Source organism: Methylobacterium sp. 142-1Y, assembly GCF_057747795.1.
In genome coordinates this window covers 2150848-2174016 of sequence record NZ_CM173224.1, presented here as the reverse complement: position 1 = coordinate 2174016, position 23169 = coordinate 2150848, and the positions used below count along the sequence as shown (strand labels likewise).

The window sequence follows — 23169 nt, the reverse complement described above, 5'->3', positions numbered from 1 at the left end:
ACCGATCAGCCGAACTGCGGGGACACGTAGTGTCCTCTCCTCCACTGGCGCTTCTGACAGCGCAAACCACTTACGGCTGCGGGTGGGCCTGCGGCGTGGGAGCCATTCTCGGCTTGGCGGGCGTTGGCGGAGCCGGATCGGGTGGCGGGCTTTGCTTAGGCGGCGACACGTTCGTCGGTGTGTTGGCTGGCGAGACAGGCGACGGAGGCGGCGGAGCCGGTGCGACAGGCGTCACAGCCGGCGGGATCGGTGTTGGTGCGGCCGCCGAGACCTCACTCGACCAACAGCTCATGTACGGGATGTTGGTCACTCGATACGCAACGAATGTGGCCACCGCTGCCCCGACGACTGCGAGCAGGCCAACAAACCCCAGAAACCTTCGCTGCCATTTGATCCGACCGGCGAGGGTGACGAAAATCGTATCGAACTGATCGCTGAGCGCCGCAAAGTCCCGCTCAAACTTGGTTTTTTGGCGCGCGATATCGTCGGAGATGGACGCCAGCGTTGCCCATTGATTTCCGATGGCGATCGCCAAGAGCGCGACGAAGATCCACGCTCCCATGACGACGGCGAAGTTGGTCCAGAACTCGACGCCGCAGGCGGATGTGACTTTCAGCTGCGAGGCGACGATGACCGTCGTGACCGGGATACCAAGCAACTGCGTCTGAATATCGATAATCGTTTTATGGATCTTGTTGAGATAGTCGATGCGCGCGGCTTCGACCTCGTTGCGGATCTTAGAGTAAGAGAAGCTGGACGCGAACAGCTGATAGCCGTTGCGAACTTCCTCGTTCACTGAACCGAGGTTCGCGATGAGGTAGCGAAACCGGACTGCGACCGGCTGAGACGCGCAGATCCCGATAACGGCTTCGGCGAGGATCGCGAGCTTCTGGTCTCGGTGGATCTTGTCGGCGCACGCGCTGAGAATGGCGTCGGCGTCGGAGACGCTCACACGGTCCAAGTCAGCGGCCTTATACACCAGCGGAACGCTGAACTTGCCCTCCTTGATGAAGATCAATTCCCTTTTGAATTGATCGACATAGGCCGCTGCTTCGCCGACGAGCTTCGTGAACTCGAGGACCTTGCGATAGGTTGCCAAGCGCTCGGGACAGGGATCGATTTCGGGTGTGATACCGCCGTCGATGACGAAGTAGGCGCGCGGTTCTTTGACCCGCGCTTCCGGGGTATCGAGCAGCCCATCGAAGTCGCGAACGAGGGAGCCGAGCGCAGTCCGGGGCGGGCCGACGCGGACTGATACGATCTGACCGACTTGAAGCGCGTCGTCGTCGAGCACCACGATGTCTGCGTCAGCAGCGACATCCTGGTTATCTTCGATGAGTTGGATGATCTCCAGGATTTCTGTAGTCGCAATCGACAGTCTTCCTTGATCGCCGTTCTGATCGAAGGCGATATGACGATACAGCAGTTTTAGCTGGTCGAATGTGATCCCAGCCATCTTAGCTGTACTCAGCGCGCAGCTGCGCTGTGAGATCCTCGGGCAGGCCGGTCAACGTGAGTGTGTTGTCCTCAGCGTTGAACCGCACATTTCCGCGGGTGATCGCGTCGCGATTGAACTCAATGCTCCAGGTCGGGGTCTTGCCCTTGAATTTGATCAGCGGTCCGAGGGCGCGGCGATCAGGCACGAAGCCGTCGTTGAGGCGCAGATCGGGATCGGCCAGAACGGTCATCAGCCTCTCGGGATCCTGCGGGCTGAGTTCGTTGGCCAGCGCCTCGAAGCTGAGTTCCTCCTGAGCCTTGGCCGAACGCTCGCAAATGGTTTTCGCGCGGGCGAGGAAATCGTCCTTGCTCGGGGTGTCCATGCCTTCATCTGTGGCGAATACCATCAGCGCCTGGACGAGCTCGGCCGTGTCGCGGCGGTTCTGGACCGTGGTGTCACAGCCGAGGAATTCCTTGAAGTACTCGGAGACCTCCCGCTTGCCCTTCAAGAAGCCGATATAGCGCTCCTCGCCGTTGGCCCAGCCGGTCATGTTGATGCGGCCCGCGAAGCGAAAACCGTCCATGTCGAGATGGCGGACATCCTGGACATCGAGGTCGCTCGTCATCGACGCGCCGAGCTTCTCGTTGACGATGGCGATGAGGAGGTACTGCCGTTCTTCGCGCTCAAAGTGAGCGAAGAAGACGTGGCCGCCCGTGGCAGCGCCCTTGTAGCCCGCCTGAGCTTTCAGCGTTTCCATCATTTTGTGCGTCAGCGTCGTGAAGTCATTGGGCTGGACGTCGAGGTAGGCGCTTAGGTGCTTCTCGGTCGGAAATCGATCTTCATCGACCGCGAATTTTCCGTAAGTTTTCGAGGTCCGCTTGGCGTAGAGAGCGGTGAGATCGTCGATCACGCGCTGCATCGTCTGAGTAACTTTTAGATCGCTTTTTCCGTGCTTAACGACGAAAACCCCCTGGGTTTTGGTCAGGTCGTGGATCGCGACACGGATAATAGTGTTTGTCACCTGCCCTCCCAACGGCGAATGAAACGACCTCAGTTGTCGTTCACTGCGGCCGAGACTGGCTTGGCGCAAGGCTGCTGACAACCCAGACGATACGATTGCCGCTCCCTGTCCCGAACTCCTTTCGGGGTGAGTTGGACCGTGCAGAGCGCTGACCCCTCATCCCACGTGCCCCCGCTGTTATATATTGCGAACGAAACAAGAACAAGGGTGGGTTGGCAGCGGCGTGCTCGCTACGCCAATGCGCAACGGTCTACAAAGGGCACTCGAGCGAACCCCTCGTAGTTCGCCAAAAGGGCGACAAGCTGCGGTGGAGCTCAACGCCCCCAGTCAAACCCGCCGAAGGTTCATATTTGCGGGCTGGCCACCCACAAGCAGACATGCCTGATGCCCGGAATGGGCCGCGAGCGGATTCCCATGCGATCAAGCCGATCGATTGCAACCCTACAGCGTACGCAGCCAGCCCAGAAGGCCTGTGTCCGGTCGATGGGGAAAGGCCGGCGTCGATCCTGGTTCGACCTCCGTCGGCGACATGCCGTACCGCCGACGAAAGGCGCGGCTGAACACGCGAGGATCACCGATGCCGCAGTCGTGGGCCAGACGGGCGAGCTTCGGGCGGCGCGCCGTAGGAGACTGCCGGAGTGCACGCATCGCGAAGGCGAGGCGGCAATCGCGGATGCAGGCTTGGACCCCGCCCGTTCCCTCGAACAACCGGTAGAGCGAGCGACGCGACAAGCCGAAATGCTCCATCAGTCCGGGGACATCGACGCGATCTAGGTGCTCCTCGATATAACGGCGTACGGCCAGGACCGTCGGGCTTGCGGTGTCCCTCGCGCCCTCAGCTGATCCTGGTGCTGCGGGCTCTCCAGCTGTGTCTATGGCACGGCAGAGGGCGACCGTCGCCTGCACAAGTTCGGCAACTTGTGCGTCCGTGGCTGCAGCGAGTACGTCGGCAAGATGGATGAGATGACCGGCAAGGAGGCGGATCAGCGGATCACGGTCCGCCTCGAGGACGTGCCGGCTCAGGAGGCCGCTTGCGCCGCGGCCGTTCGCAAGGAGCCGTCGGGGTACGACGACGGCGACTCCGACCACAGGCGGCATCGCGATGCTGATCGGCCGTGCCAGATCGATCAAGAGGAGATCCCCGGAGGCTGCCTCTGCAGTCTGCGCATGGGCGGTGACGTACGCGCGACCGCTCGCATGCGTGCGCAGGACGAGGTGATCGAGCGCCTGCGTCGAGATGATGTGCGGCGTGCGCTCGATGACCTGGGCTGGGCCATCTTCAACGGCGAGGACGATGTCGCCGAGGTGGTAGTAGCGCAGCGATGCGTGCAACGAAACGGTCGCGCCGTCCGCGAGACGACCCTCGTAGAGGGGAGGGAGGCTGGCAAGCCAGGCGCGGCCGCGACGGCCCTCTTGCGGGATGTGCGCGAAGCGGTGCTCGAGGATCAGCACGGCGTCGCACCCGCGGGCTGCGACCGGTTTCGCGGCCCATCGGTACATTGCCGTGCATCGCACCGGCAGCTCGCTACCACATCCGGGCGGCAATCTCCCTCTCTTCCGGGCCCAGAACATCGCCGTAGATGGCCGTCGTTGAGATGTCGGCGTGTCCGAGCCAGCGCTGCAGCAGGTTGAGCGGTACGCCAGAGCGAAGCGCGTGCACGCCGAACCCATGGCGCAAGCCCTTCGGCGAGGCGGCGGTCGTGCCGACCCCGGCTTCTTTCATCACCACCTTGATGTGCCGCCACGCCGTCGTGCGGCCGATGGGCCAGAGGAGCGTATCGGGGGGCTTCTGCCCGTGGATGCGATCGAGAGTGGCCATAACCGAGGCCGGCACGGGCACTTCGCGCACCACGCCAGAACGGCGCTTCTTGAGGCTGCGGATGCTGATGATCGCACCGTCCCGGTCGAGGTCGGCATGGGTCAGGTGTAGGGCCTCGGTGATCCGGCAGCCGGTCCAGGCAAGGACGAGGCAGAGTGTCGTGATCTCGGGCGGGGAGGCCGCGGCGGCTCCCAGGAAGCGCACGCGCTCGTGCGGTGTCAGGTACTTGCGCCGACCGGACGCCGTATGGAGCGACAGCGGTGGAGCCGACGCGTAGCGGGCCATGGCGAGAGATCCTGAGAGCATCCGCCGATCGCTGCGACGACGGAGAGCGGAACGATTTTTCCAATTCTGTTCCACGCCGCAGCCCGAGGCGCATCGCGCGTCGGCACGGGTGGGATTGGGCAAAACCGGTACTCCGCCTGGCTTCAGTTCTGCAATGTTAAAAATGCAATAGTTTCAAGAAAGTAAACAGAATTGGAAATTCTGTTCCGCGATTCGCAGGCGACCATAGCGCATCCGACATGTAATGCGAATCCCTAAAAGCGGAGTCTGATCAGGCTCTTGCTGCGATTCGCCTTGGCCTCACCTTCGTAGCGCGCATGCGCCGGCCGAACGAACCCGTGCAGATCGCAGGAATGCGATTCGCCCTGCCGCCGGCAGCGACGGCGACGCACCCCGCGGCCGGGCATCGGTCCGCAGCCCGGACCCATCCCATGAATCGCCAACTCCTACCGGAGGGCGTCGCCGTCTGCGTCGTCCTGATCCTGCTCGTCTACCTCTTCGCAATGATCGTCACCGGCTGGCCGCGCTGACGAGCGTCGTACCCCGCTCCACAAGATGGCGAGACCATTCCATGCCGCAACGCTCCTCATCTCGACTGCGCTCTCTCTTGATCGCCGTCTCGCGCAAGATCGATGCGCACCTGCCCAGCGACAGCCCCTCATCGCTTATCGTCTGGGCCGTCTTTACGCTCTTAGCTGGTCTCCTCGCGCTCTGCATTGTCCGCGATATTTGGGACGGAGCCCTGACAGGCTGTCCTGGCTATGACGGTGTCACTCATCAGCGGGAGGCCGAGGCGCTCTGTGTCACGCCGTGAAATCGCAAGCCTGGATAAAAAGCGTCGAACACACCGAATATATAATACATCACTATACATCAGAATATCACGCATAAAATATAAATACGCTGCGCGTTCTGGAAGAATGTTGATTATATTTGATGAAATATAAATTTAGATCTCTCATATCCGCACCCTGGGATGAATGTGCGCTATCGAAAGAATTTTGCAACGTGATGGACTGCTAGGCGTTGTCCAATGAAGTCGTCAAGCCTTGGGCGGTCACAAAATATGCCGAACGAAAGTGCGCCGCCCGAGTCCCCCGGGCAGAAGCGAATAGCCCTGTTTCTGGACGGGACCTGGAACACAGTCAGCGACAACACGAACGTCTGGCGGCTGAAGGCCTTGTGCGCCGAGCGCAGCGCCGATGGTGCGCGCCAGGTTGCCTACTACAGCCGGGGCGTCGGGACGACGTTCGGCGAGAAGGTGCGCGGAGGCCTCTTCGGCGTCGGGATCGACCGAAATGTCTCTGCTGCCTACGAGTGGCTCATCGAAACATACGAGCCGGGGGACGAGATCTTCATCTTCGGTTTCAGCCGCGGGGCCTATACGGCGCGGAGCCTTGCCGGCTTCATTGCCCTCTGCGGCTTGCTCAAGCCGGGTGCGCCGCTGGGGGTCGGCCAGCTCTTCGAGCGGTACCGCCAGGGGAACGAAGATCGTACGATCTGGAAGCTCCACACCTGGGATCAGGCGGGTGAGCTCAAGGACGCCACGCTCGAGGAGCGCTGGATGCTCACCTACGCCATGCCGATCAATATCAAGATGGTCGGCGTCTGGGATACGGTCGGCGCACTCGGCGTCCCGTTCGGGACGATCCCAGGCTTGAGCCGATCGGGCTACAAGTTCCTCCACACGGGCCTCCGCCAATCGATCCAGAATGCGTATCATGCGCTGGCAATCGATGAGCACCGCAAGGCGTTCGCGCCGACGCTCTGGACGAGGAAGATCCGGGACGGCGTGCCAGCCAGCGCGATGGCGGCTCCCCGGCCGATCACGAGCGTGGAGCAGCGCTGGTTCGTTGGTGCACACGCCAACGTCGGTGGCGGATGCCGCAGCGATCTGCTGGCCCAGGTCCCGCTCCGATGGCTGATGGACAAGGCGTCAGCTCACGGTCTGGGCTTCCGGGCCGACGTCGTACCCGATCTCCACACCTGGCAGGCAGCAATCTCTAACAGCTACCGTGAGTTCATGTCAGGAGCGTACCGCTTCGTGAGCCGGCCGTTCCAGCGCGTGATCGGCGCACCGCCGCAGGCCTCGGAGGTGGGACACGACGAGACCGTCAACGAGACGATCGACGCCTCGGTGTTCGAACGCTGGCGAGGCGATCCGAAGTACCGGCCGGCTGGCCTAGCCGATTGGGCACAGCGCCACGGCGTCGAGCCCGGCTCCATTATGAGTCCTGTCCTCGCACACGATCCGCGGACCGCGGTTCGCCCATAGCCGACCGGACATGCGACCGACTGGCCGTCGGAACTACGTGATGGCTCTTGAGTGGCGTGGACTCCAAGTAAGACGGCGCATCATGCCCCAGGGTGCGCTGCCTTTCGTATCCATCGCGGAGTATCCTCCGATGGATTTCTAAGATTGAGATATATATCGTCCTATATAGTTTCACGACGCGCTGATTATATGATTTGCATGGATACAGGGCCTCTTTCTAAGTTGTGCCAATGGGTGCGCAGTAAATCTACGCTAAATTAATATTTGCTTTGAATCCGCAATTTCGTCCGTCAATGAAATTATGCATTGTGCGCGGAGCGCGATGGCTTGAATAAGAAGCGCAAACCGGCGACACAGATTGCAAAGTTTGTGCAGGGTGTCGCGATGAGTCGGGGTGGATGGCGCGGTGTTCTGCCGATCATGGCGGCCATGGCTTCGATTGGTCCGGCCGTCGCACAGGTTACGCCTCTCGACATCTTCGGCGGTCTGCTCGGTGCAGCCCAGATCCAGTCCGCGCGCGAGACCTGGGCCCGGCTCTCGACCCTCGACCGATTCTGCGTCGATCGCGCGCTCGCACGGCGAAACACCAACATCGAAGGCCTGATCCAGAGCGGCATCGGCCCCGACGATGGACGGCTCGGCAGCACCTTCGCCGAGTGCCGGCGCTTCACCGAGCCGAACCTCCGGCGCAATGTCGGCTGCACGACGACGGACGAGCACGGGTGGTCCGTCGCAACCACCTGCAACCAATCCTTCGCGACGCGCGACGGCAACAACCAGGTCCGCCCCGTCGAACCCCGGGAGGCGATCGAGCTCCACTTCTCGGGCACGCGGATCGTCGTCGCCGAGGTCGAGACCGGCGAGGCGCGCGAAACGCGGCAGGCCCGCGCCGAGGCGCAAGGGCGGGCCGAGCAGCTCCAGGTGCTCAAGACCAGTCTCGCTCCGTACCAGCGCGACGCGTCCCCGGTCGTGCGGTCTGAAGCCGCGCGGATCCAGGGGCGAATCGAGCAGCAGCTCGCGGCGCGCACCGGGCCCTCCGCGCCCGACACGGAGACGATCAACCGCGAGGTCGGCGGGCTCGGCCCGTTGTCGCAGGCCGAGGCCGTGCGTCTGTCCGCCCTCGATCGGATGAGCACCCTGCGGGCCCAGGCCGAGGCGCGCACCCGGAGCGATGCTCCCGAGGGGCTGAAGAAGCGGCTGGCCGATCTACGCAAGGAGGCGGTCGCCCTGTCCGAGCCGCCGCGCGCGATCCAGCCTCCGAAGCCGGCCCCGGCGGCCCGCGATCTGGGACCGTCCTTCGACTGTGAGCGGGCCAATACCCCGCTGCCGACCCTGATCTGCGAGGATTCCGCCTTGCGCCGGATCGACCTCGAGATGGCCCGGCCCTTCTACGTGCTGCGCCACCTCAAGCCCGAGGCGGGGGCGGAGCTGAAGGCGGAGTCGAACGATCTGGTCGAGCGCACGCTCAAGACCTGCCGCATCCCGGAGTCGGGCAAGGTCACGGCGGCCCTGCGCGCCCGCGCCGTCCCGTGCATTGCCGCCACCTACCAGCGCCAGAAGGAAGCGTGGGCCGCGCGCGTCGGCCGCGACGGACCGCCCGCCGCCCGGCAGGAGATCGGCCGTCCGATCGAGGAGCATGTCCGCCTCCAGGAGGCCCTGCGCACCGCCGGCCATCTGGCGGCCGATGCGGTCGCCGACGGCGTCTACGGCGGCATCACGCGGCGGGCGATCGTCGCCTACGCGGACACCCAGGGCCTCCCGGCCGACGGCTTCCTCAGTGCGAGCCTCGCCGATCGCCTCGGGCGGGGATCGAGCGCTGGCCCGAGCCTCGTCTTGGTCACGGATCCGGGCCTGCCCACGCGCATCGACGCGGTCGCCCGGCGCTACGAGACCTATCTCAACGACCTCGGCGTCGAGGAGCAGGACCGGAGCGCACGGCTCCAGGCCCAGCATCGGCTCGACGAACTGCGCAAGCGCGCCGAGACCGTCCTGAAAGGTCCGGTGCCGGACGATCTGCGGCCCGAACTGGCCATTATCCTGCAGCAATCCGAAGGGGCCGCCCCGCGCGATCTGCCACGTCTCGCCGACACCCTCGGTCAGCGTGTCGCCCAGATGGAGCCGCGGCTCCGCGAGGCCGAGGCGGTGCAGCGGGCCGTCACCGACAAGAACCGCTTCCTCGTCGAGGGGGACGCCGGCGACCTCGTGCTGCTCTTCAACAGCTCGCCGCGTGCGAACGCGGTCGTGCGCGGCCTCGACGGCAACCTCGTCTTCGATCCCGAGCGGACGGTCGCCTGCGCCCTGCCGGATGCTCCGGCCGACCGCATCGTCCTCGAACAGCTCGTCGCCACGCTGCGCAGCCTCAAGGCTCCGGTCCGCGAGACGCTGGCGCGCTGCACCAGCGCGCAGCAGCTGAGCGCCGACCTCCTCGCCCTTGAGCGCGGTGCCCTGCGGGCGCAATCCGGGCTGTTCGCTACCATCGCCTCGGCCGTCGATACCGGGGTCTACGCGCTCGCCGGTACGGTCCTGAAGAGCGACATCGAGGCGGCGCGCCAGCAGGAGGGGATCCGCGCGGCGGAGGCCGAGAGCGAGGTGGCCCGTGGAACCTCCGACGGGCTCGCGGTCCTCGCCTTCGGCTCCGGTTCGCGTACGGTCTGCCGCGTGGCATCCGGCGACAAGGCGTTGCACGACCGGCTCCTGGAACCCCACGAGGCCTTGCTGAAGGCCGAACTCCGGGGTGCGACGACCGTCGTTGCGGCGAGTGCCGACGGCGCGTTCCTCTCGATCAAGCGCGGGCAGTGCGGGGCCGTCTACGGCAGCGCGAAGGATCTGGCCGTCCTGATCAAGGGGCTCACCCGCGACGGCGTCAGCTTCCGCTTCCTGCCGATCTGGATTTCGCCCGACACCGTGTCTAAGGCGCAGGCGGCTTTAGCGGAGCAGGGCGAGACCCAGCGTCGCGAGCGCGAGGCGGAAGCGGGCCGGCGCGAGCGTGACCAGGCCGAGAGCCGGCGCGCGGCCCTCGTCGAGCGCCTGAAGCGCGACGCGACCGAGGCGGAGACGACGCTGAAGGGCGGCATCCCGCAGGATCTCCAGACCTTCTTGTCCGGGTTCGTCGCCGACGTGACCGGGATCGTGCCGGAGACCGGCGACGAGCGCCTGAAGGAACTCACTGAGGCCTATGCGGGCAAGCGGGCCCGGATCGATGCGGCCGCGCGGCTCGCCCGGGCGGTGACGGGGAAGAGCCGGTTCCTGCTCGACGGCGGTCGCGGCGACCTGATCATGCTCGTCAACGACAGCGGCAAGGCCCCGTCCGTCGTGCGCAACCTGCGCGGCGAACTGGTCTTCGAGGACGGCCGGGCTGCCGCTTGCCTGTACCACGCGCCGCTGTCGGACGTGTTCCTCAACCGGCAGATCCGCGACCGGAGCGCCGGGCTCGGGGCTAAGCTCGACCTACCGCTTCGGCCTTGCGGGTCCAACGACCTGGCAAAACAGGACCTGATCTTCGCCGAGCGCGAGCGCCTGCTGCGCGAGCCCGTCGACCGGGTGATCACCCTGGCCGAGGCCGTCAACGGCAACCTGTTCGCCCGGCTCGCCGTCGTCGATGCGGCGGCGCTCGCCGCCGTGCGGCAGGCGGACGCCGCGAAGGCCAACGAGGTCGAGGCGCTGGTGCGCGGCGCTCACGGTGACGGCTTCGGAATCGTCGTGGTGCCGAATCCGTCGAGCGTGCTGTGCCGGGTCACGCCCGACAAGGCCGAGGCGCACGCCGCCATCCTCGCCCGCCTGTCGGATCGGATCGGCGACGAGCTGCCGGGTCGTCCAGTCGTCGCAGCCACCTCGGCGGACGGAGCCTTCATCGCAGTCAAGCGGGCCGAGTGCGGCGCGGTCTATGCCGGGGCGGCCGATCTTGCGGCGATCACCGAGGCGATGACCCGGGACGGCCTGTCCCACCGCTTCCTGCCGCTCTGGATCGCGCCGTCCGAGGTCGCCCAGGTACAAACCGAGATCGAAGACGGCAAGACGCGCAGCGCCGAGGAGCAGTTCAAGCGCCAGCGCGAACTCGACGACCGGCGCAGGCTCGACCGCGAGAAGGAGAAGGACGAGAGCGCCCGACGCGAGACCCGGGAGCGGGCCTTGCGCGCCCAGTACGGCGAGCGGGCGCGGTTCTTCGAACTGGCTCTCGGCGAGGAGGCACGCGGCTTCGCGACCGGGACGCAGCCCGACGCCTTCCTCTCGCGCTATCCGCGGCTCGCGCGGCACTATCAGGCCCAACGCGAGGACCGCTGGGAGTTCATGTCGAGCGAGACGACAGTCCTCGATTACGGCACCGCCCTCTACAAGGATCGCCCCCTGGAGACCGCGCTGGCGACGACGCGGATCAGGATGCGCAACCGCATCAAGGGCGAGTACCAGGACGTCTGCTACGTCACCGGCTACGTCAACGATGCCGAGTTCGGCGTCACGCGGGATCCGTTCGGTGAGCCCTGCGACGAGGTCGGCCCCAAGCTTGCCCGCTACAAGCTCGGCGAGCGCTTCTCCAGCCGGTGGATCGCGCAGTGAGCCTCGAGACGATCGAACCCATCGCGGACGCCGAGACCGAGGCCACCGTGCAGGTCGGCTGCACCGCGACCGAGCACCTCAGTCTCGCCTATCACGAGAACGCCATCCCGGTGATCCGTGAGATCGTCGTCGCCAACCCCTCCGATCGGGACATCGTCGACTTGGTGATCCGGGTCGAGAGCCGACCGGCCGTCGTGCAGCCGCTGACCCTGCGCATCGACCGGATCCTGGCCGGCGCGAACCATCACATCGAGGCTCCCGATCTCCGTCTCGATGCCGCCTTGCTCGCCGGCTTCGCCGAGGCAAGCCGCCTGGAACTGACCACGATCCTGGACGAGGCGGGGAGCGAGCGCGCACGGGACGTGGTGGAGATCCGCCTCCTGCCGCCGTCGCATTGGGGCGGGGGCGTCAGCGCGCCGGAGCTGCTCGCCGCCTTCGTGCGGCCCAACGATCCGGCCGTCGACGTCGTCCTGCGCGATGCCGCGACGAAGCTCGGTGAGGCCGGGCGCGAGACCGGGCTGAACGGCTATACCACCGGCAAGAAGGTCCGCGCCTGGGAGCTCGCCGCGGCGATCTGGGCGGCGCTCGCCGACCGGAGCATCGCCTACGTCCTGCCGCCCGCGAGCTTCGAGCGGGCCGGCCAGAAGGTGCGCGGTCCGAGCGAAGTGCTGGAGCGGCGGGTCGGCACCTGCCTCGACCTCTCGCTCCTCTACGCCGCCTGCCTGGAACAGGCGGGGCTCAACCCGGTCCTGGTGCTGACGGAGGGCCACGCCTTCGTCGGCCTGTGGCTGCAGGACGAGGATTTCTCCTCGGCCGCCGTCGACGACATGCAGCTCCTGCGCAAGCGCCGGGATCTGCAGGATCTGATCCTCGTCGAGACGACGTTTCTGACCCACAACCCGCCGGCCGGATTTTTGGCGGCGACGGCCCGAGGCAGTGCGCAGGTCGAGGACGATGCCCCTGCCGCGCTCGAGGTCGCAATCGACGTCCGCCGGTGCCGACGGCGCGGCATCCGTCCGATGGATCTCGGGGAGGGGAAGCCGGGCATCGCCCCCGTCCCGACGGCTCCGATCAACCAGCCGATCGCTCCGCCGCCCTCGCTCGGCGACGACGAGCCGCGGACGCCCGTCGACGAGGCCCCCGAGACCCCGGTCGGTCGCCTGGAGCGCTGGAAGCGCAAGCTCCTCGACCTCACGCTGCGCAACAAGCTCCTCAACTTCAAGCCGGGGACAGGGTCGGTCGCCCTCGAATGCGTCTCCCCCGGAGCCCTGGAGGATGGGCTGGCGGCGGGGCACGAGTTCCGGCTCAAGCCCGTCTCCGATGTGCTCACCGGGTCCGACGAGCGCAGCGCCGACCTCTACGCGAGGCGGCATCAGGACGACGGCCGTCGCAGCTACCTCGAAGCGGCGCTCGCCCGGCGGGAGATCTACACCACGGCGACGGAGGCCGATCTCGACCGCCGCCTGCTCGATCTCTACCGGCTCGCCCGCAACGGTTTCGAGGAGGGCGGGGCCAACATCCTCTACCTGGCGATCGGCTTCCTGTCGTGGACCCGCAAGGAGGGCGAGGCCGCCTATCGCGCGCCCCTGCTGCTGGTCCCGGTCGCGCTGAAGCGCTCCAGCGTGCGCGCGGGCTTCCGACTGGCGCTGCACGACGACGAGGTGCGGATCAACCCGACCCTGCTCGAGATGCTACGCGAGGATTTCCGGTTGCGGATGCCGGACCTCGAGGGCGAGCTGCCGCGGGACGCCTCCGGCATCGACGTCGACGGCATCATGCGGATCGTGCGCGGGCATGTGCGTGACCTGCGCGGCTGGGAGGTGGTGCCGGACGTCGTGCTGTCGGCCTTCTCTTTCACCAAGTACCTGATGTGGAAGGACCTGGTCGATCGTGCCGAGCTTCTGAAGCGCAACCCGGTCGTGCGGCACCTGATCGAGACGCCGAAACACTCCTACGGCGACGGCACGTCCTTTCCCGAGCCGGCCAGCCTTGATCGGGACCATCCACCCGAGACCGTGTTCGCGCCGCTCTCGGCCGATTCCTCCCAACTCTCCGCCGTGCTGGCGGCGGCGCAGGGCAAGGACTTCGTGCTGTTCGGGCCGCCCGGCACCGGCAAGAGCCAGACGATCGGCAACATGATCGCCCAGTGCCTCGCGCAAGGGCGCACGGTGCTGTTCGTGTCGCAGAAGACGGCCGCGCTCGAAGTCGTGCAGCGTCGCCTGCAGGAGATCGGACTCGGCGATTACTGCCTGGAGGTGCACTCGACCAAGGCGCAGAAATCGGCAGTGCTCAACCAGCTGCGCAGAGCCTGGCACGAGCGGACAACGCCCTCGCAGGGGACCTGGGACGAGGCCACGCGCGAGCTCACCGCTCTGCGCGACGAACTCAACGGCCTCGTGAGCGCGCTCCACCGGCGGCGCGAGAACGGTCTCTCGGCCTACGAGGCCTTCGGCCGCGTGATCGCGGCCGGCGGCGGCGATGTCGGGCTTCGGCTCGCCTGGCCGGACCACCGCGCCCATGATGCGCAGACGCTCGCGGCACTGCGCGCAGGGTGCCGCGAGCTGCGTCCGGTCCTCACCGCGGTGGGGTCGCTCGCCGATCATCCGCTTCAGGGCGTCGAGGCCACGCAATGGTCGCCGGTCTGGCGCGACGACATGAGCGCCGCGATCGAGGCCGTCGAGGACGTTCTCGTGTCCTTACGCGCCAGCGGACAGGCCTTCGCCGGGGCGATCGGCCTTCCGTCCCTGCTCGCGACCTACACCGGCACGCGCGGGCTCGCGGTTCTCGGCAACTTCCTGGTCCGGCCCGAAGCGCGATGCGGAGCCGCCTTTCTGGCCGATGGCACGGGCGACCTGCATCGCGCGCTCACCGCTCGCGAGCATTTCCAGGGGACGCTGGACGCGCTGCTCGGCCGCCTTTCGGGCCGGTACCGTGCCGGCATCTTCGACCAGGATCTCGCCGGCCTCCAGGCGGAGTGGACGGCCGCGCAAGCGTCGAACTTCCTGGTGCGAGGCGGCAAACTCCGGAGGGTCCTGGCGCAGGTCCAGCCCTATGCCGAGGGGGCGCTGCCGGAGGATATCGGACCGGATCTCGTCGGGCTCATCGAGGTCGCCCGGCACGTGAAGGCAGGCTGTCCCGGGGACGCGCTCCTCGCTCGGTTGGGGCCGCCCTGGAGCGATCCGAACACGCCGGCCTCCGAGTTTCAGGCGGCCGTCGCCTGGGCCGAGAAGGTCGAGCGTCTCCTCGATATCCTCGGTCCACCCTCGCTCGGCATCGAGGGCTTACGCGATCACCTGGTCCAGCTCCTCGAACGCCAGGCCCGGGCCCTGGGCGAGGGCGGCCGCATCGCGCAAGGATATGCGGCCTTCGAGCAGGATCGCGGGCGGGCGACCAAGGCCATGGGGGCGCTCGGCCGGCTCGCCGGGCGTCCCGATCCCGAAGAGCCGCTGGCGACCGGGTCCGACTGGATCGACGCCAGTATCGCCCAGGCGCGGCTCTGGGCGTCCGGGCTCGGCCGCGCCCAAGGGTGGTGCGCCTGGCAGGCGGCCGCCCAGAACGCGCGCGACCGCGGCCTCGCTCCGCTGATCGAGGCGCTGGAAGAGGGCAGGGTCGCACCCGATCGGGCCGAAGCCGCCTTCGAGACGGCTTACGCGCGCTGGTGGATCGACCGCGTCGTCAGCCACGATCCGGTGCTGCGCAGTTTCCTGCCGGAACGCCACGAGGACACGATCGCCCGCTTCCGCGCGGCAGACGCCCGCGTCACCGAACTCTCCAAGCAGGTCGTGCGCTCGCGGCTCGGCGGCGGCATTCCCGGACCCACGGCCTTCGGGGCCGATCCGGAATGGGGCACGCTCTCGCACGAGCTGACGAAGAAGGCGCAGCACGTGCCGTTGCGCAAGCTCTTCGGGAAGATGCCGACGGCGCTGACCAAGCTCACCCCCTGCGTGATGATGAGCCCGCTCTCGATCGCGCAGTACCTGCCGCCTGACAAGGAGCCGTTCGACGTCGTTATCTTCGACGAGGCCTCGCAGATCTCGCCCTGGGACGCCGTCGGGGCGATCGCCCGGGGCCGGCAGGTCGTCATCGTCGGCGATCCCGAGCAGCTGCCGCCAACCAATGTCGGCGACCGCGGCGTCGACGACATCGAGGACGGCAGCGACGTCACCGACCAGGAATCCATCCTCGACGAGTGCCTGGCGGCTAACATCCCGCGGCGCAACCTCGATTGGCACTACCGCAGCCGCCACGAGAGCCTGATCGCCTTCTCGAATGCCCGCTACTACGGCGGGCGGCTCGTCACCTTCCCGTCGCCGGTGACCGACGACCGTGCGGTGCGGCTCTCCTTCGTGCCGGACGGCGTCTACGAGCGTGGCGCGGGCCGCGTGAACCGGCCTGAAGCACAGGCGATCGTCTCCGAGATCGTGCGCCGCCTGCGCGATCCGGGCTTCGCGCAGGAGCGCCGCTCGCTCGGGGTCGTCACCTTCAACGGCGAGCAGCAGCGCCTGATCGAGAATCTGCTCGACGCGCAACGGCGGTCGTACCCGGAGCTCGAGCCGTTCTTCGACAAGGACCGCTGGCACGAGCCGGTCTTCGTCAAGAACCTGGAGAACGTGCAGGGCGACGAGCGCGACGCAATTCTGTTCTCCGTGGCGGTCGGGCCGGACCAGGCGGGCCGGCCGGTCAGCACCGTGTCCTCTCTGAATAAGGATGGCGGGTACCGCCGCCTGAACGTCGCGATCACCCGCGCCCGCCGCGAGCTCGTCGTCTTCGCCTCGTTGAAACCTGAGCAGATCGACCTCGGCAGGACCCGGGCGCGCGGCGTGCGCGACTTCAAGCACTTCCTCGAATTCGCCGATCGCGGGGCGCGGGCGCTCGCCGAGGCCTTCGCGCCGACCGGAGGCGACGTCGAATCCCCGTTCGAGGCCGCTGTGCTCGCAGGCCTCGAGGCAAAGGGCTGGCATGTGCACACTCAGATCGGTGTGTCGGGGTTCCGGGTCGACCTCGGAATCGTCCATCCCGATGCGCCCGGCCGCTATCTCGCCGGCGTCGAGTGCGATGGGGCGACCTATCACAGCTCGGCCACGGCGCGTGACCGCGACCGCCTGCGCGAGCACGTGCTGACCGGTCTCGGCTGGCGCATCCGCCGGGTCTGGAGCACCGAGTGGTGGATGGACGCGGAAGCCGCGCTTGCCAAGCTCGATCAGCGCCTGCGCGAGGATCTGGAACAGGATCGCGCGCTCAGTGCGGCGGCTCCAGCTGACACCCCTCCTGAACCTGTCAACGTGGCGCTGGATGGTCCCGAATCCCCGGACGACGTGTCAGCGGAAGTGGCGGCTGGAGATGTCCCGCCTGAACCAGCCAACGATCCGCAGCCGGAACGAGATGCGGAGCTACCACGCCTCTACGCCGACCAAGCCAGGCCCTCGACCGCCCCGACGATGGAAGCCGAGCCCCTGCACGACGAGCGGGTCTACCGGATCGCCGACTTCGCGGATCTCGGCTTGCCGGTCGAGCCGGAGCGGTTCTACGACGCCGCCTACCGCCCGACCCTGGCTGCGATGGTCGCGCACGTCCTCGCAGTCGAAGCGCCCATCTACGAGGATGTCCTCGTCCGGCGCATCGCCCGCGCGCACGAGTTCAATCGTGTCGGCCCCCTGATCCGCGCAGCGGTGTCCGCCCAGATCGACGCTTCGATCGCACGCACCGACGACGACGGCCGGACTGTCCTATGGCCATTGGGCCAGGAGCCACGGGCAAGCCATCCGCACCGGTCGGCTGACGCGAACTTACGCGGCCACAACGACACGCCCATGGTGGAACTTGTGGCACTCGCAGGCACCCTGCGATCCAACGCCTCTGAGGCTGAACGCGTGAGAACGATGGGGCAGAAACTCGGCTTGTCACGCATCGAGGCATCGGCGCGCGCTCGGTTCGAGCGCGCGAGTCTAGACGCACGAAAAACTCTCTAAACTGACACACAAATTCACAAAAATCATCTAATACGAGAGAGGCTTATGAAGCCGTTCACACGCACTATCATCGAATTATTTGACGGCAAAAGACGCTATCTTATCCCGCTGTATCAGCGTCAATACGCCTGGAAGGTTTCGCCGCAGCTAGAGCTCCTCTGGCATGACATCGCCCGCGAGACAGCGCGGCTTGAGAAGGGAGGTGTCACCGTCGCGCCCCACTTCATGGGTGCGATGGTCATTGCGCAGGTGAAAACCTACGGGCGTCAGGTTCCGTCTTACGAGGTCATCGACGGTCAGCAGCGTCTGACCACGTTCCAACTGCTGATGATCGCGCTCCGGGACGTGGCACGCATCCACTCTCCCGAGTACGCTGCTGAGGCCGGCAAGCACCTCTTGAACGACGGCGTGATGGAACACGCGCAGATCGAACGCTTCAAGTTGTGGCCGACCCTGTCGGATCGCCGCGCTTTTGCCGCCGCCGTTGACCCGGACGCCATCCTGCCGGAAGCCGACGTGGCAGAGCTTGAGGAGGGCGTGGTACGCCCCGCCACGGCCGCGCATGCCTACTTTGTCGAGCAGATCAAGGCGTACGTCGCGCCAGGCGGAATCTATGATGCGTTCAAGCTCGAGAAGCTGTTCGAGGCTTTAAAATCCGGACTAGCGGTCGTTGCGATTGAACTCGAAGGAGGGGACGATCCACAAACCATCTTTGAGACTCTGAACAGCCGGGGGGTCGATCTCACAGCCGGCGACCTCATGCGCAACTTCATCTTCCAAAGAGCAACCGGCCTCGGCCTTGAGGGTGCCAATCTGATCGTCGACAGCCTGTACCGCCGGTATTGGCTACCCCTCGATAACTGGTTCTGGCGTGAGGGTGACACCCGTGGCCGTCTGACCCGCCCACGGCTTGATTGGCTCCTCTCCGATCATCTGGCTATGATGAAGGCCGAGCTCGTCTCCGTAGAGACGCTGTTCGACGGCTACCGGGGCTGGATCGTCGACAAGACGCCGTTCGACGGCGATGTCGAGGCGGAGCTAAAGGCGATTGCAGCGAGTGCGTCCGTATTCCGACGCCTCGCTGGGTACGACAGAGATGATGTGCTCGGTCGCTTCGGTCGGTTCTCGCGGGCGTTCGATGTGTCCACCGCGACGCCACTAGTACTTTATCTCGGCACGACGATCGCAGACCAAGCCGAACTCGGCTCAGCGCTAGCCTGCATCGAGTCCTTCATCGTCCGCCGGGACATCTGCGGACTGACAACAGCCGGGTACAACAAAATCTTCACCGACCTCATCGCACGTCTCAGGGAGGTCGAGCGGCCAGCGCTGCTGGCGACCTTGCGGGACGGTTTAGCCGTGGGGACGCTCGACTCGGTGCGCTGGCCGGACGACGGCGAATTTGGCGATGCGTGGCGGTCACGCACACAGTACAAGCCCGCCCGACAAGGCAGGTTGCGCCACCTGTTCGAGCGCATCGAAGAGCGCAAGCGCGCAAACGTGGATGAGATCGTCGAGATCAGGACAGACCTGACGCTCGAACACATCATGCCGCAGAAGTGGCGGGCGCATTGGCCGATCCCGGGTTTCGCCCTGGAGGATGAGGCAGCACCCAGCGCTGAGTACCTTTCTCGGCAGGGCGCGCGGGAAGCCAGAGTTCACACGATGGGTAATCTCACTTTGCTCACCCACGCGCTGAACGCTTCTGTGTCCAACGGAGCTTTCGCTGTGAAGATGCCGGCCATCCGGGCGCAGTCAGCGCTCATCCTCAATCGCGAGCTGCACGACCACACTGTTTGGAATGAAGAGATGATCACAGCCCGCGGAGCGTCTTTGTTCAAGGTTGCTGCACAGCTCTGGCAGGCTCCGCCAGCGCCTTCGGTCTCTTCATCTTAGTGCAATGCCTCAGACGGATGATGCAGGGCTGCTATGGACTACATTGAGGATTGCAGCGATCGGCTAGTTTCAAAGGAAAGGGCTTAGCCGGTCGTTATCTCGTCGATGTCTCATTAGATTGCGACCTGAACGTCGAAATTCCCGTTGAAACTTCCCCGCTTTAGCCTGTGCGAGGTTAGAGCGGATAAGAAGCCCTCGGCCGCGTTCATCCACGAGGCTGAGTTCGGGGTGAATTGGAAGACGTGTGGATGCCGGGCCAGTGCGACGCGCATGTTCGGGCACTTGTGGGTGCAATAGTTGTCCAGGATCACGTGGATTGAATTGTCGGCTGGCACCGCTGCCTGGATGGTTTTGACGAAGTGGAGGAGCTCGTCGTGGCGGTGACGCGACGTGCAGCGACCGATTATGGTGCGCTCCATCACGTCGAGCGTCTCGAGCAGCGTCATAGTACTGTATACCTTCGCACACGGCCATTCGGTTGCATGTAGTCATACATTCAACTATGCGACTGGATATTTGCAGCGATAGGCATCACGAAAGTCGCTGTCCCCGCATAAGCAGCGTCCGCTCATATCAGGCTGGCGAGGATCGTGCAGATGGCTGCCGATCGGCCGCAAAAGGTTGAGGCGCGTGATCGTCGTCGGCGCGTCGAGCGTGCCGTTCGCGTGCTTGACGAGTTCCGCCACCAGCATCAGCCCGGCCATGGCCGACTGGAACGCCATCGGGACGACGGCCTTCACGGGCTGTTCACCGTCCGTCAGCCTGAACACGACGCCGCCGCAGATGGCGTTCTGGTAGAAGCTGCGCAGGGGCTGGCCGACGAAGGGATGCAGCGCCCCTGGAGGAACGCGCAGTGCGGCAGCGATGCGATCGACAAACGCGACGGGAACCGGCTCGCCGGTCTGGAGCATCCGTCGTATCTCAGGCTGCGCCTCCGGCATGCCGAGCTCCTCGGCGATGCGGTCGTCCTCATCCTTGACCGCTCCCTGCGGCAGATACAGGCAAGCGAGGCAGGCCCGGCCATCGTCGAAGCCGTGCCGCGAGACGCCGAGGTCCCCTTCCTGCGTCCAGGCGTTCGCGATCCAGCGGGGGAGGGACCCTTGGACTGCGATGCGGTCCGCGGCCGTATCGAGCGCAACCGCCACCCGCTCCAAGCGCCAGTCCCCACGATCCGCGAGGTAGGCATCCCACGACACTCGATGGCGCACGACCCTCAACCCCGTCGTACCCAGCACGCGCGCGGCGACATCGACCTTCGGGGCATCGATATCGTGATGTCCGGCCATGGCGTACCGCTGCAGGTTCGAGAGATCGACGGCCTCGTGATCGACGAGGTGCAGAGTGCCGACGGCGTCCTTGAGGCGGGCAAGCGCCCACACCGCTCCGTTCCCAATCGCTCCGAGCCCGACGAGATGTGCCTCGCCGAGATCGATGCGACCGAGGGGGTCAGCGACTGTCACTTCCGACGCTGGCCGGTAGCTCTGGAGGTCGAGGGCGAGATCGGGATCGAGATTCCCGTTCACGATCTGATCCCGGAACACGGTGCGGAACACGTTCGCGGCGGCGAGGCACGCCGTCACGCCGGCCCCAAAGGGGTTCGACGTCTCGCCGGACCCGAGTGGTCCCGAGCGTGCGAATCTCGCGATCCAGCCGTCCGAACCCGCGTAGAGCACGGTGGCGTCGGTGTCGGGTACGCTCCGTCCGACGCAGACGACGACGGTGGCTCTCCGGCAATCAGGGTCGAAGTTCACGACTGGGTTGATCGCCGACGCGAGAGCACGGAGTTCCACCGCTCGTTCTCGGCCGCCCTCATCGAGCGCTTCAATCGCCAGCGTCGGGTAGAGCCGCGCGAGCAGCCTCACCGTGAGATCGAGCGTCGCCGCCCCCTCCCGGGATCGGGCCGCCTCGCCGTCGAAGGCGATCCCGACGACATGCGCCTGCAACCGGTCGGCGAACGCGGCCGTGCCGAAACCGGAGAGCACCTGCGAGGCCGCCGTCGCCGCGCGTTCGAAGAAGGGTGCGAGGGCCATGGTCAGTCCGTGATCGTGACGAGCCGAGCGAGGTCGGCTTTCGAGAGGGCCGACCATCGCGCGCGGGCATCGAGCCGGTACGCCGCGACCTCCGCGAGCGCGAACGGCCGGACGGCGAAGTCGGGGACGACGAGCGAAATGCTGCCGACGGTGGTCGCAACCGCGAACGCGTCGTCGGTGCTCGAGTGGTAGGCCCGGCCCGGATGGCTGTGGATCTGACCGACGAGCACGAGCCGCTCGCGAAACAGGCGCACGTTGATGCGGTGCAGTTCGTCCGGCCCGATGCAGACGCAGACGCCGTCCTCGGTGCGGACGTGCCGCTGCTGCGGGATGAGCGTCTCCTCGACCCAGAAGCGCGGACCGTCCTGCCGCCCGATCCAGAGCGCCATGCCCTCGTGCCCCGCGCGACCGACGGCCCGCAGGTGCTCCTGCGCCGCCTCGGCGCAGCTGCGCGGGATCGCGATCGACGCGACCGCGGCAAGCCCGCTTACACCGGCAGTCGATCGAGCGCGATCGCCATGCCGATCGACGGCATCTGCATTGCCACCTGGAAGTGCTCGATCGGGTTGATCCCGTAGCTCCAGATCGTGTCGAGGATGAAGGCCAAGCAGCCTTCGCCAGAGCGGCGGTGAAGGAGCCATGCGTCACCTGTGTGGGCGGGGTTGTCGTGGTACTCGCGGACACGTGGCAGGCACAGGAAGGGCGGATCGTCGGGACCGTTCGCCTGCAGCATCTGCGTGGGGGCGAAGGCTCCCTGCTGCATCAGCTGCTGGAACATCTGCTGCGGCATTCCCGGCGGTGTCTGAGGTCGCCGCATCAGCGCGATGTTGATCTCGGACCACTTCAGCGGCGCGCGCGTGAACGGGTCGACGAAGCGCACCGACAGCGGACGAGCGTCGTAGTTCGTGAAGTCGATGACGACGCACGCGACGATGGGAGACGGTCGCAGCTTGGGGACCGCGAACATCACACAGACCTCCGGGAAGGCCGCATCGAGGAGGATCTGCCCACGCTTGCGGTAGGTGTCCTCCAGCGCCCGGTAGGCGGCGACCTCCCGCGCGAACTTCGCGCGGGAGACCTCGGGATCAACGGTCTGGGTCTCAGGCACCCGCAACCCCCGCCTTCAGGCTGAGGAAGAGCAGGTCGCCGTCGTGCAGACCGAGGCCAGCGACGGTCTGCGCCAGGTCGAGAACGTTGCCGGCCTCGTCCTTGAACTCCCAATCGTCGTCTGGGCGTCCGATGTTCTGCGTCTTCTCGAGCGCCTCCCGGCGGATCTTTTCCAGCGGGGTACCCTCGCGCACCTTGATCTGCGCCTCGGCACCGTTGACGACGATCCGGAGCGTGATCTCCCGGTTCGTGGGGGCCTTGCGCGGCACCGTCTGGAAGTGCTCCACCCCCTCGCGGGCGAGGTCGAAGAACTCGTGGTCGGCAACCTGGATGTCGTCGGCCCCGGGCACGACGAGGAAGACGTCGAAGGCCTTCGGGTCGACCCCGGCGAGCGTCTTGAGGACGACGCCCGTGATCCGGCGGACGGGCCAATCGAAGTCCTGGCCGTCGATGAAGGCCCGGTAGAGCGTGTCGCTCCGGCAGACGAGGAAGCGCTCGACCCCGTGGCTGCGCAGGTCGAAGGTCTCGTCCAGCCGCAGGACCTCGAGCGCTCCGTCCGGCAGGATCGCGAGGGCCGCGAAGTCGTCGACCGGGCGCTTACCCGCGGCCTTGATGATCTGCCGCCCCGTCGGCACGGGATCGGGCAGGGTGACGTTCGTGAAGTGGAGGGACTCGTCGCCGATCTGGATGGGCTCGCCGTCCGCGTGGTGCTCGTGCATCGCTTGGCCTTTGCCTCAGGCGGGCAGCAGACTGAGCTGCCCTTGTGAGTCCCTAG

The 23169-nt window shown here is 66.2% G+C and carries 14 protein-coding genes; 5 read left to right on the top strand and 9 right to left on the bottom strand.

Features of this window, described 5'->3' with window-relative positions; genetic code table 11:
• Positions 1-70: 70 nt before the first annotated feature.
• The 4 genes from AC3AOF_RS09895 to AC3AOF_RS09880 form a co-directional block, all read right to left on the bottom strand.
• The gene (locus AC3AOF_RS09895; RefSeq protein ID WP_488348377.1) at positions 71-1456 is read right to left on the bottom strand and encodes a hypothetical protein; all 1386 of its coding nucleotides are present in this window, start codon (positions 1454-1456) and stop codon (positions 71-73) included.
• Between the two features lies 1 nt (position 1457).
• Positions 1458-2459: a nucleoid-associated protein gene (locus AC3AOF_RS09890; RefSeq protein WP_488348376.1), complete on the bottom strand. Its 1002-nt coding sequence runs from the start codon at positions 2457-2459 to the stop codon at positions 1458-1460.
• Positions 2460-2900: 441 nt separating this feature from the next.
• Positions 2901-3911 (bottom strand): helix-turn-helix domain-containing protein, encoded by a 1011-nt coding sequence (locus AC3AOF_RS09885; protein WP_488348375.1) that lies wholly within the window; start codon positions 3909-3911, stop codon positions 2901-2903.
• 73 nt (positions 3912-3984) lie between these two features.
• Positions 3985-4563 (bottom strand): tyrosine-type recombinase/integrase, encoded by a 579-nt coding sequence (locus AC3AOF_RS09880; RefSeq protein ID WP_488348374.1) that lies wholly within the window; start codon positions 4561-4563, stop codon positions 3985-3987.
• A gap of 571 nt (positions 4564-5134) precedes the next feature.
• Between AC3AOF_RS09880 and AC3AOF_RS09875 the strand changes: the two genes are divergently transcribed.
• From AC3AOF_RS09875 to AC3AOF_RS09855, 5 genes are all read left to right on the top strand, one after another.
• A complete protein-coding gene (locus AC3AOF_RS09875; protein WP_488348373.1) occupies positions 5135-5377 on the top strand; it encodes a hypothetical protein in 243 nt (80 codons plus the stop codon).
• Positions 5378-5629: 252 nt separating this feature from the next.
• Positions 5630-6838 carry a T6SS phospholipase effector Tle1-like catalytic domain-containing protein gene (locus tag AC3AOF_RS09870; protein WP_488348372.1) on the top strand — a complete coding sequence of 403 codons (1209 nt, stop codon included), beginning with the start codon at positions 5630-5632 and terminating at the stop codon, positions 6836-6838.
• 429 nt (positions 6839-7267) lie between these two features.
• Positions 7268-11392, top strand: a complete 4125-nt coding sequence (locus AC3AOF_RS09865) for a hypothetical protein (protein ID WP_488348371.1) — start codon at positions 7268-7270, stop codon at positions 11390-11392.
• Complete coding sequence (gene proA / locus AC3AOF_RS09860) at positions 11389-17361, top strand: anti-phage protein ProA (protein WP_488348370.1); 5973 nt, start codon at positions 11389-11391, stop codon at positions 17359-17361. The genes AC3AOF_RS09865 and proA overlap by 4 nt, the downstream gene beginning before the upstream one ends.
• A 45-nt stretch (positions 17362-17406) precedes the next feature.
• Positions 17407-19257, top strand: coding sequence for a DUF262 domain-containing protein (locus tag AC3AOF_RS09855; RefSeq protein ID WP_488348369.1), 1851 nt, complete (start codon positions 17407-17409; stop codon positions 19255-19257).
• A gap of 113 nt (positions 19258-19370) precedes the next feature.
• Here the strand turns inward: AC3AOF_RS09855 and AC3AOF_RS09850 are convergent, their stop codons facing one another.
• The 5 genes from AC3AOF_RS09850 to AC3AOF_RS09830 form a co-directional block, all read right to left on the bottom strand.
• Entirely contained in the window at positions 19371-19703 is a 333-nt protein-coding gene (locus AC3AOF_RS09850; protein WP_488348368.1) for a transposase, read from the bottom strand.
• A gap of 54 nt (positions 19704-19757) precedes the next feature.
• The gene (locus AC3AOF_RS09845; RefSeq protein ID WP_488348367.1) at positions 19758-21287 is read right to left on the bottom strand and encodes an E2 ligase fold family C protein; all 1530 of its coding nucleotides are present in this window, start codon (positions 21285-21287) and stop codon (positions 19758-19760) included.
• Between the two features lie 2 nt (positions 21288-21289).
• Positions 21290-21676, bottom strand: a complete 387-nt coding sequence (locus AC3AOF_RS09840; protein ID WP_488348366.1) for a Mov34/MPN/PAD-1 family protein — start codon at positions 21674-21676, stop codon at positions 21290-21292.
• A 98-nt stretch (positions 21677-21774) separates the two neighbouring features.
• Positions 21775-22395, bottom strand: a complete 621-nt coding sequence (locus tag AC3AOF_RS09835; protein WP_488348365.1) for a putative metal-binding protein — start codon at positions 22393-22395, stop codon at positions 21775-21777.
• On the bottom strand, positions 22388-23113 hold the full coding sequence (locus tag AC3AOF_RS09830; RefSeq protein WP_488348364.1) for a multiubiquitin domain-containing protein: 726 nt from the start codon (positions 23111-23113) through the stop codon (positions 22388-22390). The genes AC3AOF_RS09835 and AC3AOF_RS09830 overlap by 8 nt, the downstream gene beginning before the upstream one ends.
• Between the last annotated feature and the right edge of the window lie 56 nt (positions 23114-23169).

Bases quoted from the DNA above. Each gene is read 5' to 3' on its own strand.
- AC3AOF_RS09870 (WP_488348372.1), top strand. From the start codon at position 5,630: ATGCCGAACGAAAGTGCGCCGCCCGAGTCCCCCGGGCAGAAGCGAATA.
- AC3AOF_RS09875 (WP_488348373.1), top strand. From the start codon at position 5,135: ATGCCGCAACGCTCCTCATCTCGACTGCGCTCTCTCTTGATCGCCGTC.
- AC3AOF_RS09850 (WP_488348368.1), bottom strand. From the start codon at position 19,703: ATGACGCTGCTCGAGACGCTCGACGTGATGGAGCGCACCATAATCGGT.
- AC3AOF_RS09855 (WP_488348369.1), top strand. From the start codon at position 17,407: ATGAAGCCGTTCACACGCACTATCATCGAATTATTTGACGGCAAAAGA.
- AC3AOF_RS09840 (WP_488348366.1), bottom strand. From the start codon at position 21,676: ATGGCGCTCTGGATCGGGCGGCAGGACGGTCCGCGCTTCTGGGTCGAG.
- AC3AOF_RS09895 (WP_488348377.1), bottom strand. From the start codon at position 1,456: ATGGCTGGGATCACATTCGACCAGCTAAAACTGCTGTATCGTCATATC.
- AC3AOF_RS09830 (WP_488348364.1), bottom strand. From the start codon at position 23,113: ATGCACGAGCACCACGCGGACGGCGAGCCCATCCAGATCGGCGACGAG.
- AC3AOF_RS09845 (WP_488348367.1), bottom strand. From the start codon at position 21,287: ATGGCCCTCGCACCCTTCTTCGAACGCGCGGCGACGGCGGCCTCGCAG.
- AC3AOF_RS09865 (WP_488348371.1), top strand. From the start codon at position 7,268: ATGGCTTCGATTGGTCCGGCCGTCGCACAGGTTACGCCTCTCGACATC.
- AC3AOF_RS09880 (WP_488348374.1), bottom strand. From the start codon at position 4,563: ATGGCCCGCTACGCGTCGGCTCCACCGCTGTCGCTCCATACGGCGTCC.